The sequence below is a fragment of the Flavobacteriales bacterium genome, assembly GCA_020635855.1.
Classification (GTDB): Bacteria; Bacteroidota; Bacteroidia; order JACJYZ01; family JACJYZ01; genus JACJYZ01.
Map to the genome: position 1 here is coordinate 780,208 of JACJYZ010000003.1, position 13,802 is coordinate 794,009.

11 protein-coding genes are annotated in these 13,802 nt (G+C 50.6%); 2 read left to right on the forward strand and 9 right to left on the reverse strand.

The window, feature by feature from the left end:
* Window positions 1-83 precede the first annotated feature (83 nt).
* Window positions 84-1,088 carry a hypothetical protein gene (locus tag H6585_11675; protein ID MCB9448989.1) on the forward strand — a complete coding sequence of 335 codons (1,005 nt, stop codon included), beginning with the start codon at window positions 84-86 and terminating at the stop codon, window positions 1,086-1,088.
* 21 nt (window positions 1,089-1,109) lie between these two features.
* Here H6585_11675 and H6585_11680 read toward each other — a convergent pair whose 3' ends face one another.
* Window positions 1,110-1,634 (reverse strand): GNAT family N-acetyltransferase, encoded by a 525-nt coding sequence (locus tag H6585_11680; protein MCB9448990.1) that lies wholly within the window; start codon window positions 1,632-1,634, stop codon window positions 1,110-1,112.
* A 3-nt stretch (window positions 1,635-1,637) separates the two neighbouring features.
* Entirely contained in the window at window positions 1,638-3,191 is a 1,554-nt protein-coding gene (locus H6585_11685) for a DUF4139 domain-containing protein (GenBank protein MCB9448991.1), read from the reverse strand.
* A 233-nt stretch (window positions 3,192-3,424) separates the two neighbouring features.
* Here H6585_11685 and H6585_11690 point away from each other — a divergent pair, with 233 nt between their 5' ends.
* On the forward strand, window positions 3,425-5,629 hold the full coding sequence (locus H6585_11690; GenBank protein ID MCB9448992.1) for a TonB-dependent receptor: 2,205 nt from the start codon (window positions 3,425-3,427) through the stop codon (window positions 5,627-5,629).
* A gap of 34 nt (window positions 5,630-5,663) precedes the next feature.
* On the opposite strand, the gene H6585_11695 is transcribed toward H6585_11690, so the two are convergent.
* From H6585_11695 to H6585_11725, 7 genes are all read right to left on the reverse strand, one after another.
* Window positions 5,664-6,371, reverse strand: a complete 708-nt coding sequence (locus H6585_11695) for a hypothetical protein (protein MCB9448993.1) — start codon at window positions 6,369-6,371, stop codon at window positions 5,664-5,666.
* A 57-nt stretch (window positions 6,372-6,428) separates the two neighbouring features.
* Window positions 6,429-7,430: a hypothetical protein gene (locus tag H6585_11700; protein ID MCB9448994.1), complete on the reverse strand. Its 1,002-nt coding sequence runs from the start codon at window positions 7,428-7,430 to the stop codon at window positions 6,429-6,431.
* 187 nt (window positions 7,431-7,617) lie between these two features.
* Window positions 7,618-8,898 carry a DUF58 domain-containing protein gene (locus H6585_11705; GenBank protein ID MCB9448995.1) on the reverse strand — a complete coding sequence of 427 codons (1,281 nt, stop codon included), beginning with the start codon at window positions 8,896-8,898 and terminating at the stop codon, window positions 7,618-7,620.
* A 47-nt stretch (window positions 8,899-8,945) separates the two neighbouring features.
* The gene (locus H6585_11710; protein ID MCB9448996.1) at window positions 8,946-10,016 is read right to left on the reverse strand and encodes a MoxR family ATPase; all 1,071 of its coding nucleotides are present in this window, start codon (window positions 10,014-10,016) and stop codon (window positions 8,946-8,948) included.
* Window positions 10,016-11,266 carry a DUF4350 domain-containing protein gene (locus H6585_11715; GenBank protein ID MCB9448997.1) on the reverse strand — a complete coding sequence of 417 codons (1,251 nt, stop codon included), beginning with the start codon at window positions 11,264-11,266 and terminating at the stop codon, window positions 10,016-10,018. Before H6585_11715 ends, H6585_11710 begins: the two co-directional genes overlap by 1 nt.
* Window positions 11,253-11,933, reverse strand: a complete 681-nt coding sequence (locus tag H6585_11720) for a DUF4129 domain-containing protein (GenBank protein ID MCB9448998.1) — start codon at window positions 11,931-11,933, stop codon at window positions 11,253-11,255. The genes H6585_11715 and H6585_11720 overlap by 14 nt, the downstream gene beginning before the upstream one ends.
* On the reverse strand, window positions 11,930-13,756 hold the full coding sequence (locus tag H6585_11725) for a stage II sporulation protein M (GenBank protein MCB9448999.1): 1,827 nt from the start codon (window positions 13,754-13,756) through the stop codon (window positions 11,930-11,932). Before H6585_11725 ends, H6585_11720 begins: the two co-directional genes overlap by 4 nt.
* Window positions 13,757-13,802 lie beyond the last annotated feature (46 nt).

A 13,802-nucleotide genomic window follows, 5' to 3' on the forward strand; every position in this document is an offset into this window, starting at 1 on the left:
CAGCCAAGTTTGTATCTTGTTTCATAGATACACGCGGACCAATGTTGAATATGACCTTTTAACCCTGAATGCACATTTTGAGAATGAGATTACATACTTATTTGCGATTCGTATGCATAGCAATATGCTTTGCCGCCTGTCGCTCATCCAATAAAGATCTGGAAGGCACATGGCTGGCTGCATATAAAATCAATGATGGTGATAGTGCCATTGAGCACATCGGACCGTTTATCCTGGATTTTATGGGAGATAAAGTTGGAATTAAATCGCTGATGATACCCGCTGGTTACGAAGTGGACACCACCACCGAATGGTCTGCCTTTTCCCGCTTGGGGAATGAAATCCTGATCGGGAGTGACAGTGATACCACCCGGTTCTCCATTCAATCTCTTGACCAAACGTACCTGAAAGTAAGAATCCCACGGATGGAGAATGCAATGTGTGTTTTCATGAAACTCCCCGTTTCCGTGTCACCGTTGGTAGGTGACCTTTCAGGAAGAGCATTTGCCATAACAAATCAACGGGATGGAAAAAATGGTATGGTCGACTTTTTGCCAAACCAAAAGGCTATCTCTCTTTATGATTCTGAAGATGGCATAGATGTTTTGGATTGGGGTATTCAGTCGTTCCGGCAATACCAATTGATCACTATTAACTTTATGATGCAATCAGCATGGTTGCTTACTTCCATGCCGAACGGTACCTTGGTGATGATTCAATATGATGGTAAGATCCTTTTATCCGAGATCAACGAAAGGAAGGATACAACCGGTTTATGTGGAAACTGGGTGAACCACTCCGAAGACAGCATACCCCTTCCACCTATGCCCAATGGTGAACCGCTGGATCAAAGTCAATACCTGCGGATCGCTGAGGATTCTTTGTCTATTGTTCAATACGGGAAGCCTAAGACCTTTGCCTGGCGGCTAAGTTCTACGGGTGAATATATCTACTTTCCGGATAGGATGGTAGCGCATGATGGGGTATGGAAAATTGTTGAACTTGGGCCGGATCATTTAACCGTTCGGTGCGCCGTTTACCCCGCGAGCGGAGGGTACGAATGGCAAAATATAACTTATGGTAGATGACTCCTTCGGATTGCACTTTCTTCACTCTTTCCGCTCAAACCCATACCAGTTACACGTCATCCCATCATATACGAACGTTTCAATGAAGGTCAGCCCGACTTTGGTCAGCACCTTGTTCGAAGCGATGTTCTCCACATGGGCGGCCGCGTAGATCGCATCCACGCCGAGTACATCAAAGCCATACTTCAGTGACGCTACGGCGCACTCGAAAGCAACGCCTTTGCCCCAGTGTTTCCGGAGCAGCCGGTAGCCGAGGTCGTAGTAGTTTGTGTGGTTGTTGATGGGTTCCTGCTGCAGTTTGAGTCCGGCCCAGCCCAGGAAATCGCCCGAAGCCTTGTCTTCAACTGCCCAGCGTCCGATGCCGTTGTCCGTATACTGTTTGCAGATGAATTCGATGGTGGCTATGGCTTGTTCACGGGATTGAATGGGTTTGTTGCCCAGGTAGCGGTGCACCTCGGGGTCGGCATCCAGTTCGAACATTCCGTCTGCATCATCGGGAGTGAGTTCTCTGAAGAGGAAGCGTTCTGTTTCGAGGATGGTTTTCATGGTTCAGAACGCGGGACAACTGACAGTCCTATATTTCGCGCGATGGTTGCCCCGCTCGGAATACCGGTAATCACCGTCGGTTTCAATGGTGAACTTTAAATCTTTCTTTTCCGTTTGGCCGGGCGACAGACTCAGCAGCCATTCGACTTCGCCGGTCTCGTAGTCGATCGCTCCGTTGGAGATGTTCTCAAGTTCTACTTCTGCCGATTTGTTCTGGGAGATGGGGAACTGGTCGAGCAGGCGGTACCTGATAGGGAAGCTGTTGTTGTTCTTAACGGTGTAGGCAAACGCCATGGTGCTCTTTTGTTTCTTGAAGGTGCTTCCATCGCGTGTTGTGCTTTGGTTGGCAACCTCCTGCCGCTTCATGTATACGCTGTTGTCTTTGCCGATGGGCAGTAGCAGTGTGTCCTGTGCTTCGCTGAAGCGGATGATTGATTTGCCGATATTGGTTCCGTTGTAGGTGATGTCAGCTACCCCGTCAGCAAAGCCGATTGTGTCCCATCCCGTAACTTCCGCCGCAAGGTATGTTTCCGGGTCAATGCCGGGAAATCCATAATAGTAGAAGGTGGCGGGAAGGTTGACTGTGAGCATGGGAAAGCTGAATACGGTGCTGTTGGATTTCAGGGAGTAAGTGCCTTCCAGCTTACGTAGCTTCATCAATGTCGGTATGCGGATGTCCTGGTATTCGACTCCTTCCAACCGGTCGATCTGTCCGCCGGTTCCATCCTCTGCATTTGACTGGTCTTGTGCGGTAGGTTGCGGCCGGCCATAACGGTTCAGCACCCAGGGCTCTTCTGCCACAGGCAGGGTGGTGGGTGATTCCAGCGGGAAGGAAGAAGAGAAAGAGAGCGATACGTGTTCCCAGTTTTCCCCGGTCTGGCTCATGACCTTTGCGATGTACTTTACCTCGATTGAGGTTCCCGAAGAGCTGCTTGCGTTGATCTCGTAGGCCGGGCTCCACCCGATGCCGCCCACAACGTACTGAAATGCAACCTCGCCACGTACGGGAGTTGCTGCGGATATTGTCACCTTCAGGATGGCTGCATGTTCGTCACCCAGGTCGATATTCTCTAGTAGTTCCGCTTCTGAAATCTCTTTCTCCACCTGCCTCAGGTTGCGTTTCACCTCCAGGATCTTGTCGGAATAATACGTGATCATGCTTTCCAGGTCGCTCACTTCCTTCACAAAACCGGGTTCATTGAACTTGGTTTCCAGTAACTGCAGCTGGTTCTTCAGGGCATCCCTCCGGTCATTCAGCACCTGGCGTTCTTCATCGGTAAGCTTTCGTATCAGGGTTTTGTTCAACACCGTCAGGTCACGGTTTTGGAACTTCAGGGTGTTGAGTATCATCTTGGACGAGATTCCCCTGAAGGAGAGTTCCGTTACGCCGGCCCTGAGGTCAACTTGGGCGGTGCGGTTCACCATGGCGCCCGAATGATACACAGTAATGCGTTCGGCTGCGGATGATACGTCCGTTTCCGTGGCGTTAACAACAATGGGGGAGGCGAGTGCTATCAGGATGCAGCACGCCTTTGTAAAAACAGAGGTGGTTTTCATGGATGCGAAGATAAATGATCAGATGCACGTTCAGATATAAAGGTCCGGGAATTGATATATTCCATAAATCTACTTCCGTTATCCGAGGAATACGAGCAGGTGGTAGTGTGCAGTTGCATGGAGTCGTTTGCACGGAAGCTATGAGATAATCAACACCACACAGAATTCCTTCAGAATACCCCCTTATCTTTGAAAGCACGTTCCGATGCGGTGATTAGCCCCGCCCTTTTTTTATGCGTAAACTTGATTTTTCATTGATCGCCATGTTCCGATTCCTGCTTACCTGCACGCTTGCCTTATTGGCGGTTTCCGCATCGGCTCAACATACCTTTACCGCCATTGTTAAAGATAAATCCACCGGGGAAGCACTCCCCGGCGCCACCGTTTTGCTGAAAGGAACATCCAACGGCGGGGCAGCCGATGTGAATGGGAAGGTCTCCCTCACCGGTATTCCCTCCGGTTCGCAAACATTGGTGTTTTCCTATGTGGGGTATGAATCGCAGGAGAAGACTTACACGTTTCCTTTGGCATCCTCCCAGCCGGTAACCATTATGCTGACGGGAGGGGAGGAACTGGAAGAGGTGGTCATCTCATCCACCCGCACCAACAACCGCATCGAAGACATCCCCACCCGCGTGGAGGTGCTGGGTGCAGAAGAAATGCAGGAAGAGAACGGCATCGTGCCCGGCAATATGGCCAGCCTGCTCGGCGATCTGTCTGTGATTCACATCCAGCAAACATCATCCGTCAGCGGAAACATGGTGGTGCGCATGCAAGGGATGGACAGCAAGTACACCCAAATGCTGCGTGACGGACTGCCCATCTACGGCGGGTTTTCAGGTAACCTGGGCATTCTCCAGATTCCGCCGCTGGACCTGAAGCAGGTGGAAATCATCAAAGGAACCTCATCCACCCTGTATGGCGGTGATGCCATTTCCGGGATCATCAATTTCATTTCCCGCGATCCCGGGGAAGATCCCGAGCTGTCATTCACCCTCAACCAAACCACGCTGAACGAAACCAACCTTAATGCCTACTACGCGGCAAAGAAAGACCGCACCGGCGTTACGCTTTTTGCAGGTTCCAATCGGCAGCTGGCCACCGATGTGAACGGCGATGGACTGTCGGATGTGCCCGGACTTTCATCCATGCTCTTCCACCCGAGACTGTTCTTTGATCTGGGCAAACGCACCCATCTTAAAGTCGGACTGGCGGGTATGACTGAAGACCGCAAAGGGGGCGACATGAAGGTGCTGGAAAACCGCCCTGACAGCCTGCACGGCTATCTCCTGTCCAATATATCCCAACGGTATACTGCCGATGCCGACTTCACCGTACAAGCAGACAACAAAGCAATATGGACTTTCAAAGGGGCTGCCAGCTCACTGGAACAAACCACCACGGATGATGACACGACGTTCAGTGGTCGCCAGGTGTCATCCTATTCGGAGTTGAGTTATTACCTGCCGAAAGAAAAGCACGAATGGGTAATGGGCGGCAATGTGGTGTCGGAAGACTTCCGCAAACTGCCCGGAGATACCAGTTTGCTGGATGACTTTCGCTACGTTACCCTGGGCCTTTTTGCGCAGGACGATTGGAAGGTAATGAAAAACCTGACGGCGGAAATGGGATTGCGGACCGACTTCCACAACACCTTCGGTGCATTTTTCTTGCCGCGCGTGTCACTCTTCTGGAAGCCGTCGGATGTATTCAATATCCGGGCCAGTGCAGGTACCGGTTACAAGGCGCCCGACGTGTTCACGCAATCCACCTTTTCCGGAAACCTCAATAACATTGAACCGGTTGCCGGTGATCTGGCATCCGAAAACGCTTTTGGTACAAACATGGACCTCACCTACAACAAACTTTTTGACAACGGTGTGTCGCTACAGGTGGATCAGGCATTTTACTATACGAAGATCAACGACCCCATCGTGTCCACGCTCACCACCGCAAACCACATCCGGTTGGATAATGCACCGGGGTACCTGGAAAGCATCGGGACCGATTCGTATGTGCAATTGCATTGGAAGCAAATTGAATTGTATGCGGGATTCAATCATACCCTCGCACAAAATGTGGATAGCATCACAACACATATTCCTTACAGTCCGCAAACCAAAGTGTCCGGCACCTTCCTGTATGAACCCGGTGAACATTGGGCCATCGGAATCGAGTATAGTTTTGTGGGTGATCAATACATCGGACAGAACCAGGCGGTGGATCCTTATCATTTTGTGGCGACCATGGTGAGGTATCAAACCGGCAACTGGACGTTCGTGCTGAATGGCGAGAACATGCTCAATGTGCAGCAAACCGATTTCGCTCCCGTGTATTCAGGTTCCATCCGCCACCCTCATTTCAACCCGATCTGGGCGCCGGTAAGCGGAAGGGTGATCAATGCGGCGGTGGTGTACAAGCTGCGGTTGGGTGCATAAGTGGGAGGCCCTGTGAACCTGTGCGGTTCGGGGGTTAGATGATCCGGTATAATTTCACCACCACATTGTCAATCAGGAATGCTTTTCTGCCCGGATTCCAGATGTACATTTTCATTTGATCGCCGGGTTCGCGCACATGGGTGAGCTCCACGTGATAGGTGAACCGCTTCCAGGTTTGAATGGTTTCCGATGGGAATTCGTTGATGCGAAATGCATAATAGGTAAAGTTGGTTCCGCTGGTGTCTGTCATTTCAATGGTGAACATGGCCGAGGTACAGGCCCAGGGGGTGAGTTCAAACCGGTCCAGAGCGATCTCTGCGTAAATGCCACGGTCACCCAAGAATGTGGAGTCGGCTTTCAGGTCGATGCTGAAATTGTATTCCCGGTTGGTATAGTCACATACCCGGTTGTGTTCAGCGCCATGGTCGATGGTATATGGTGTACCAAAGTAGGGGTATGTTCGCTCGAAGTCGTTACTTGCTTCCAGGATGGGTTCCAGGTGGGCTTTGTAAGGAATGATGTCTTCATTGCCACCCAGGCAGTAGCGGTAGCGGGCTGCGGTCTTGAGAAAAACATACCTGTATTTTGAAAAGTTCATGTCCCACGCCGAAAGAATGCCCGTGTGATACTGGTAATGTTGCAACAGGTTATAGCCGGTTAACAGCACCGCTGCCGACCATGCCGTTGTTCTTTTCCACCTGCTTAATTCCTGGAAGGCAAATGCCAGTGGCAGCCCAGCCAATGCGTAAAAGTCGATGAAGGCACGGTGCCCGAATGAAGGACCGTAGTACCAGTTCCACTAGGAGCTGATAACATACGTGATGGCCAGGAAGAACACCGCCAGGTTGATGGCTTCAAACCGGTTCCGTTTCATCCAGAGCCATGTTCCACACACGGATAATAGCAGGAGAGGTGTATATATGAAGAGCCCTTTTCGGAGTCCGAACAACACCCTGAATGGAGCGGGGTGAAGCCAGTCGAATCCTTCGTTGGGGTAGCTCCATACGATCCATTGCCCGCTTTGGTAATGCCAAAGTCCCATTTGAATGCTACCAATGGCGAAAACGATGATGCCGGTAAGCAATACATGCCGGAGGCGGATACCTGAAATACGCTGCTTCAGGTTATGTGCGGATTCTGCGAGAAAGGGCAGGGCGAGGAGCACCACGCCATTCACCGGGCGGATCAGTACAACAATGGACCACCAGAGTGCTGCATAATACAGGTATCGCTCACCACCGGTGGTCATGCCCTTTTTGCTGTGATACAGGAACACAGCAACGAAGCACCATGAGTATATATGCGACCAGGAAGGGTGAAGGGTAGCGTATGCCAGCAGGTTGGTGCCTACAGCCATGAATATCAGCACAGCGATTCGGGTGAGTGTTCTCATCCTGTAGAGTTGCAGCAGGCGATCCAGGGAGAACAACCCCAGCAAAAAATAAAAGATGCCGCCTATGCCGATGGCTTTCTGATAGGGATCGGAGTAACCGTCTTCTTCCAGGTGAGATAGGCGTGCCATGATATAGCCGGCTCCGAAGAAGGGCAACATGGCCATGGCTGTTCCTGCCGGGTACTTGATCACACCCTGGCCATTCACATCATAAATGAAACGCTCATCAGGTGCTTCCTCCCCGAAAGTGTGCGACAGGAAAATGTCAGGGAGATACTTATAGTAGCCCTTCCCGTCACTTGCAACGATGCGCATGTGTCCTTCCGTGTCATGATCACGCCATACGTAGCGGTTCACCCCGGCCAGGCAAAGTAAACCGATGATGAATATGACAAGGGTGGATTTCACAACGGGAAAATACTAAAAGTGAGCATACAGCATACTGCATACTGCATACAGCAACAGCATACAGCATACAGCAATGGGTTGATGTATCAAAACCGAATCGTTATCGCTATTCACTGTACATCCCAATGACGTTTGTTGAGATTACCACCCTGTATGCTGTTGCTGTATGCAGTATGCTCTTTTTGCATCACATCATCCCCCTGGTTTTAATTTCCAGGTAATGGTTGATAACGGTGGTCGATAATTTTAGCGGGTCGCACATCATGGCATGAATTCCCTGGCGTTCGAATTCGCGGATGATCTGTTCTTTTTCCATGATGAACTTCCGCGCCATGGTGTGTTGGTAGATGTCTATGATGGTTTGTGATTCGGATTCGCTGTATGTTTTCAGCTCGGTATTCTCAAAGAACATCACCACCAGCAGGTGTCGTTTGTGGATCATCTTGAGGATGGGAAGCACCCTGTTCATGGCATGAACGCTGTCGAAATTGGTATAGAGAAAGATCAGGCTGCGATTGGGAACATACCTTCGGATGTGCAGGTACAGGTCTTCGTAGTTGGATTCGCAATAGTTGTATTTCGATTTATAAAGGGCATGCAGGATCTTTTTCAACTGGGTGGAAGAGCGGTCGGCTTTGACAAATGTATCGGCCTGGTTTGAGAAAGTGATCAGACCGGCCTTGTCGTGTCGCTTCAGCGCAATGTTGGAGAGGGCGAGGGAAGTGTTGACGCCGTAATCGAACAGCGTAAGTCCATTGAAAGGCATCTTCATCACACGCCCTTTGTCGATCACGGAATAGACTTGCTGTGAGCGTTCTTCCTCGTAGCGGTTCACCATGAGGGAGGTGGACCGGCTGCTGGCTTTCCAGTTGATGTTGCGCGGATCGTCACCCGCCACATAGGTTTTAAGCTGGTCGAATTCGTAACTCTTGCCAATTCGTTTCGATTTGTTCTCGCCCTGCAGCACCATTTGTCCGGTGACCGCCAGTTCTTCCTGTTTCATCTGGATAACCGACGGGTATACGGTCACGTCCGTATCCGCATGTGTGGTTTCTTTTCTGGATGCCAGTCCGATCCGGGTGCGCACGAACACCCGGATGGCGCCGAACCTGTATTCACCCCGCACGGTGGGGCGAAGCATGTACGACATTTCCTTTTCTTCTTCATCGGCCAGGGATGTCTTGATCAGCATGTCGCGGATGTTGAACTGGTAGGGCACCTCATCGATGATCTCCAGCCGGAGTTTCAGTTGCGACCGGTTCTTTAGTTTCATTCGAACCAGGTTGTTGTCGCTCAATGAAAATATACCCGGCATATGTCGTGATACTTCCACATTGCCCGATTTGCGGTACAGCAAGAACAGATCAGCCAGGAAAAACAGCCCCACGACTCCGAGCAATCCGAAAGAGACCTTATATAAGGGTCCGATCGTGAACGACAGCAGGAACAGCAGGATGATCGTTCCCATGATGAAAAAGAAACGATTGGTCAGATACAAGGCACGTAGGGCGCGGATCACCTGGGAACTTCTATGTTGCGGATGATATCGCTGATCACATCCATGGTGGTAACTCCTTCGATTTCTTTTTCCGGCGCCATGATGATGCGGTGATTCAGAACGGGATGACACACGGTTTGTATGTCGTCGGGCGTAACGAAATCACGGCCGCGAATGGCGGCGATGGCTTTGGATGTTTTCATGATGGCCAGGGATGCGCGTGGTGATCCTCCCAGGTACAGGTCGCTGTTGTTACGGGTTTCGTAGACGATCTTCGCGATGTAATCAAGCAAATCATCTTTGATGTGCACGGACTCCACAAGCTTCATGCATTTCAGGATGTCGTCCGATGACGCCACTGCCTTGATGTCTTCCAGTATCTGCATGTTGAAATCTTCCCGGAACCTTTTGAGGATCTTTGATTCTTCCTCCAGGTTGGGGTATCCCACGATCAACTTGAACAGGAACCTGTCGAGCTGAGCTTCGGGTAGTTTGTAAATCCCCTCATGTTCCACCGGGTTCTGCGTGGCGATGACAAAAAACGGCAGGGGCAAAACACGGGTCACACCGTCAAGGGTGATCTGTCTTTCCTCCATCACCTCGAACAGGGCCGACTGCGTTTTGGCCGGGGCACGGTTGATCTCATCAACCAAAACCAGGTTGGAAAACAAGGGACCTTTCCTGAATTCAAACTCGGACCGCTGCATGTGAAAGATGTTCGTTCCGATGATGTCAGACGGCATCAGGTCGGGTGTGAACTGGATGCGGGTGAAATTGATCTGCATGCATTTTGCGATCAGTTTTGCAGTGAGTGTTTTGGCCACGCCGGGAACACCCTCAATGAGGATATGCCCTCCTGAGAACATGCCGGTCATGATCAGTTCGATGAGTGGGTCGTTCCCGATCACGATGTGCTGAATCTGTTCCTTCACCCGTTGGAATACCGTGCCTACAAAATGATTGCCATTGCCGGCGCTTACGGTATGCGGTGCATCAGTCTGAGTGGTTGTGGGCTGCGGTGCAACGCCATCGGCTTCCTGGTTCGGATGAGCCGGTGCGGGGTTGTTCGGTGTGGTGTTTTCTTCCATTACTTGCAGTTTTTATAGAAATGTTCGATTGCCTGGTTGAGTTTTGACAGGTCGTCAACGTACGTACCTGATTGGCCATACCGGATGGCAAAAAGATGTTTGTAGATGCGGTCAACGTCTTTAACGGACAGTCCTGAGCGTGTCGCCACCTGTTCCACCAGTGGCTTCCGCTCCAGCTTCGTGTCAATCCTGTACCGGTTGCGGAGATAGTTGTTGAACAGGAGAATGATCTCTTCCGCCATGAGTTTCGGACTTCCTTGCTGGAAATACAGGGTGCCCACCGCTTTTGCATATTCGATGGATGCATTGTTGTTTGCCGGAAGGATGGGGATGACCCGTTGGCGGCGTTTGGATCCGAAGAACAGGTAAAGCAAGATCAAGCCGCAGGTCATGTACCAACCCGTTTTCAGTGAACGGTGTGAAAAGAGAAAACGCAGCGGGTTGGTTGTGTTTGTTGCATCGCCTGAGTTGTCGCTGGGATTGTGACTGATGCGATCCCAGTATATCCGGTCACTTTTCAGGTATCCGAGTACCCGCTCCGTATAACGGAACCCATCTTCGGTCAGCAGGTGGTAGTTGGTGAATATGATTGGATTTGTATGCAGGTAAATGTAACCCTTTCCATAGGGGAGGCGAACGAAATTCACGAATTGCCGGTTCTTGAATTTGCCTAGAATTTCTATCGGATACGATTCGGATATGAACTCCGTGAAATCATCAAATTCTATGTAGTTCCAATCATAGTAGACAGGACGTGATATCTCAAGGTGCGTGAACCGGCAACTCTTTTCATGCCGGTAAGCCGCATCGGTGAACCGTATGTCTATGGAGGTGTCCCTTTCGGCAGAATACAGGATTTGGTCAGACGGTAGGTCTCCGAATACATGCCTGAGGAATTCTTCCGGGTAGGTGTTGGTTGCAAGGAACACGTCATTGCCCTTGTTGACATATGACAACAACCGGTCGGTGGCAAGGGAATCCGTGAAATAGGAATAGCCGATGAATACATAGGATGTGTTGCACGCGGATGTATCCACATCGCGCGTAACATTTTGCACATCCCGCACGGTATAATCTTTTTTGATCCATTCATGTAACACTTTGGTGGCGTAGGGTTGGTTGGCAGTATCATCATAGCTTTCATGCCACTGGTACTTGGGCGTGAATTGCCGGATGAAAAGAACAAACAACACCACAACGGCCACGACCACGCCCGCGATCACCACGGCCAGAATGCTACTTCTCTTCATGGCCGGTTTGGGGTTGGATGAATGCATTGTACAAGAGGCTGAGCGCTTCGTAGCCTTCTTGGGTTAACGGATGCTCGCCGTACCAGATCCGCTCGTAGCTCAGGATGATCTCCCTGAAACGTTCTTTCAGTTGCCCTGAACGGAGTTCCGAGTGATACTCCCAGTTGGTTTTGTCTTGCTTCCAGGAGATCAGCTCCCGGTTGGCCAGGTGTTGGATCACCATCAGGAAATGAATGCGCAGGGCAAACGGGAAGTTCTGTTCGTTCAGGGCTTGTTGAAGCAGGGTGTTCAGATCTACATCCGGCAGGTTGGCTTCCGCTTCAAGGATGGTATCGATGCTCAGGTCCTGCTTCTTCAGAACGGGGTTGTTATTGAGGTTGACAAGAACACGGAATAACAGAATCAACAGCAAAACGATGACCATCCCGTAAAGGACATATTTCAAAAAACCGAAATTCCATTTGATGGAAGGAGTTTCCATGTGTGGTTTCCGGGTGGACGGTTTGTTTTCCGGTAGCTTGATGTTTTCCGAGTAATCAACACCCCGGGTGACCTTTTCCCATGAGGTCCGTGTCAGGCTGGGAGCGCTTTTCTGTTGGGCCCATCCGGGTACAAACAAGCCCAAGAGCATCAAGAAGAAAAACAGGAGTAGGAGCCGTGGTCTCATTTGGCCCGGATGTTTTTTATCCTTGTGATCAGGTCGCCGGCCTCAAATGTTTCCTTCAGCGAAAAGTACAATATCACGCACAAGCTGGTCATCATGTAAATGGAGGTAAAGAACGAGAACGAAACCACAAATGCGGATGTGCCGTTGATGAAAGCCTGGGCCGACGCATTGGAATTCGACACCCCCCATACGAGGTTGGGAATAATGTACCGTTTGAATATCCATTGGTTGATGGCAAGCATTCCTCCGGTGATCAGCGTTACCCGGAACATCAACCCGAAAAACTTCACCCAGTCCTGATGCAACAATGTACCGGTTTGTTCGGCTGCCTTCCATGGTGTGGTTCTTTGCCAGCTGGAAACAAAAATCATGGCAAGGAAGAAGGGGAGCACCAGGAATGCGATCAAGTGGGTCCACATCATGTCCATATAAAGGAGGGCGGAGAAAAGCAGGATGCTCATGAAGGTCATCAGCAACAGCCGGATGAAAGGAGGTTGAGGATGTTGCTTCAGATCGGGGTCTGTGGTTGAAAGGAAACTGAGCGTGTGCCGGATGGACAGGGGAATCAGCATCACCAGACATGCTCCCACCCAGGTGCCCAACAGGGGGAATTCCAGGAAGCGCGTCAGGTCCCGCAGGTAGAAAAAGGGCATCTCATTGTATTGCACCCTGCCGAACAACCCCAGCGGGTTTATGGCTACGAGGCATGCGGTAGACAAAGCCATCAATCCAACGGGCCAGAAAAAGCACGCAAACCGACGGTACAACATTTGACACCCGGTGGCAAAGATCTGCATGCCGGTGTAGATTCGGGCAGACTTGAAGTTAACGGGTGCTTCTTCAATGTCGGGTACTTCCGTGAATTCCGATGCTTCGGTAGATCTTGCCAGCTTTCGGGGGTACCAGAAAAAATATGCGATGACAAAGGCGAAGCTGAGTAGGATAAAACCGAAGCGGATTGCATCCGGGATGTCGGTATGGCGGGTCAGAAAGCTTTCGATGAATGCGGCCAGGATCACCATGGGAGTGATGCCGATCATGATTTTCATGGCTTGCCGTGCAGACACACGAAAGGCCAGAAAGCGCGAATAAGTTCCGGGGAACAGGATGCCTTTGCCGAGGGTGAGTCCGGCACCGCCCGACATGATGATGGTCGATATCTCAAGTGTGCCGTGTGTCCATATGGAAAGGAACGACTTCCAGAAAAGGTCACGCTCGATGAAGAAGTATTGGAATACACCCACCATCACACCGTTGTACACCATGATGATGAGCGAGCCGAGTGACATGAATATGCCGAAAATGAAAGTTCGGAAAAGAACAACCAGGTTGTTGAATGCGATGCTCACAAACATTTCCACGGGCTCAGCCGAGGCATAGATTCCCATGGGGTCTTTTTTCTCTATGTTGTTTTTCGTAACGGATACGTAATCGGATCCCAGGATGTCGGCGGCGAAAGTCGGATCATGCCAGCTGGTAACAACCCCCAGGGTGAAACATGCCACGAAAACCAGGAAGGATACAAGCATGGGGCGCCTGCATGCATAGAACGTACGCGGCAGATCACGCCGCCAGAAGTTGATCATGTTCCGGAAAGTGAACCTCTGGTTGTTGGTGATCTTTCCGAACAATACCCGAACCACGCCGTTCAGGTACTTGGTTACCGAACGGCTGGCATAGAAGGTCTGGGCATACGACAGGTCATCCGTGATCTGAACAAACAGCTTGCTGACCTGGTTGGGGTTATTCTGATTGCTTTTCAGACCCTGCTCGAAAGCCTGCCATTTTTCTTTATTTTGCTGAACGAATTGTGATTCTTTCAATGTATACGCGATTCAAACAGGGAACACAAAATATGAAATATTATGA

Excerpts from the sequence above, each read along its gene's own strand:
- H6585_11720 (MCB9448998.1), bottom strand. The coding sequence starts at position 11,933 with ATGAGACCACGGCTCCTACTCCTGTTTTTCTTCTTGATGCTCTTGGGC.
- H6585_11675 (MCB9448989.1), top strand. The coding sequence starts at position 84 with ATGAGATTACATACTTATTTGCGATTCGTATGCATAGCAATATGCTTT.
- H6585_11705 (MCB9448995.1), bottom strand. The coding sequence starts at position 8,898 with ATGGGAACGATCATCCTGCTGTTCCTGCTGTCGTTCACGATCGGACCC.
- H6585_11680 (MCB9448990.1), bottom strand. The coding sequence starts at position 1,634 with ATGAAAACCATCCTCGAAACAGAACGCTTCCTCTTCAGAGAACTCACT.
- H6585_11690 (MCB9448992.1), top strand. The coding sequence starts at position 3,425 with ATGCGTAAACTTGATTTTTCATTGATCGCCATGTTCCGATTCCTGCTT.
- H6585_11710 (MCB9448996.1), bottom strand. The coding sequence starts at position 10,016 with ATGGAAGAAAACACCACACCGAACAACCCCGCACCGGCTCATCCGAAC.
- H6585_11685 (MCB9448991.1), bottom strand. The coding sequence starts at position 3,191 with ATGAAAACCACCTCTGTTTTTACAAAGGCGTGCTGCATCCTGATAGCA.
- H6585_11715 (MCB9448997.1), bottom strand. The coding sequence starts at position 11,266 with ATGAAGAGAAGTAGCATTCTGGCCGTGGTGATCGCGGGCGTGGTCGTG.